The 1,781-nt window shown below is 61.3% G+C and carries 2 protein-coding genes; both read left to right on the forward strand.

All coding sequences use genetic code 11. From position 1 onward, the window contains the following. Window positions 1-805: GntP family permease (locus CER19_RS08790; RefSeq protein WP_133298322.1), on the forward strand; the 805-nt coding region annotated here is incomplete at its 5' end. Between the two features lie 7 nt (window positions 806-812). Continuing rightward, on the forward strand, window positions 813-1,586 hold the full coding sequence (locus CER19_RS08795) for a 3-hydroxybutyrate dehydrogenase (RefSeq protein ID WP_116666136.1): 774 nt from the start codon (window positions 813-815) through the stop codon (window positions 1,584-1,586). Window positions 1,587-1,781: the final 195 nt, after the last annotated feature.

Below are 1,781 nucleotides of genomic sequence, written 5' to 3' on the forward strand. Positions count from 1 at the left end.
CTACCTCGCACGCCAACGCAACAAAGCCCAGCGCGCCGGTGAAGGTTATGGCACCGAGTTGCGCAATGAGCCGGAAACCGCCGACAACCTGAGCCTGCCCAACCCGTGGCTCGCGTTGTCACCGCTGATTCTGGTGGGGGTGATGAACCTGTTGTTCACCCACTGGATTCCGCAGTGGTACGGCAAGACCCACAGCCTCAGCCTGCCGGGCATGAGCGCGCCGGTGACCACCGAAATCGCCAAGCTCACCGCGATCTGGGCGGTGCAGGCGGCGTTGCTGGTGGGGATTATCGTAGTACTGGTGTTCGGCTTCTCGGCAATCAAGAGCAAGCTGGCCGAAGGCAGTAAAAGCGCGGTAAGCGGTGCATTGCTTGCGGCGATGAACACCGCGTCGGAATATGGGTTTGGCGCCGTGATCGCCTCGCTGCCAGGCTTTCTGGTACTGGCGGACTGGCTCAAGGGCATTCCCAACCCGCTGGTCAACGAAGCGATCACCGTGACCTTGCTGGCCGGTATCACCGGCTCCGCTTCCGGCGGCATGAGCATCGCCCTGGCGGCGATGTCCGAGAGCTTTATTGCAGCCGCCCACGCGGCCAATATCCCCCTTGAAGTGCTGCACCGGGTCGCAGCCATGGCCAGCGGCGGCATGGACACCCTGCCCCACAACGGCGCGGTGATCACCCTGCTGGCGGTCACCGGGTTGACCCACCGCGAAGCCTACAAGGACATTTTTGGCATCACGATCATCAAGACCCTTGCGGTGTTCGTGGTGATCGGTACTTTCTACGCCACCGGCATTGTGTGAGGTTTTCATGACAACTTTGAATGGCAAGACCGCCCTGGTCACCGGCTCCACCAGCGGCATCGGCTTAGGCATTGCCCTGAGCCTGGCCAAGGCCGGCGCCAACCTGATTCTCAATGGCTTTGGCGACGCCAGCGCGGTGATTACTCAGGTGCAGGCGTTTGGCGGCAAGGTCGGGCACCACCCGGCCGACGTCAGCGACCCCGCGCAGATCGCCGACATGCTCGCCTACGCCGAACGCGAGTTCGGTGGCGTGGACATCCTGGTCAACAACGCCGGTATCCAGCATGTGGCAGCGGTAGAAGATTTCCCTGTGGAGCGCTGGGATTCGATCATCGCCATCAACCTGTCCTCGGTGTTCCACAGCACACGCCTGAGCTTGCCGGGCATGAAGGCCAAGGGTTGGGGGCGCATCGTCAATATCGCCTCGGTGCACGGGCAAGTCGGCTCAGTGGGCAAGGCAGCGTATGTGGCGGCCAAGCATGGGGTGATCGGCCTCACCAAGGTGGTGGGTCTGGAAACCGCCACCAGTAATGTCACCTGCAACGCCATCTGCCCGGGCTGGGTATTGACGCCGCTGGTGCAGAAGCAGATTGATGATCGCGTGGCTACTGGGGTAGACCCACAGCAGGCGCAGCAGGATTTGCTGGCAGAGAAACAGCCGTCGCTGGAGTTTGTGACGCCGTCGCAGTTGGGCGAGCTGGTGTTGTTTTTGTGCAGCGAAGCTGGTGCCCAGGTGCGCGGCGCGGCATGGAACATCGATGGTGGTTGGCTGGCCCAGTAAACCCAACTATTACCGGCACAGGTTATCTATAGGTGGGAGCGGGCTTGCTCGCGAAGGCGGTGGGTCAATGAGCCTATTCGGTACTGGCATACCGCATTCGCGAGCAAGCCCGCTCCCACATTGGATCTGTTTTGTCTGATAAACCTCATACAAGAACAAGAGATCTCGCGATGTCCGACATCCTCTGGCAACCGT

The organism is Pseudomonas sp. GL93 (assembly GCF_003408955.1).
GTDB lineage: Bacteria > Pseudomonadota > Gammaproteobacteria > Pseudomonadales > Pseudomonadaceae > Aquipseudomonas > Aquipseudomonas paracarnis.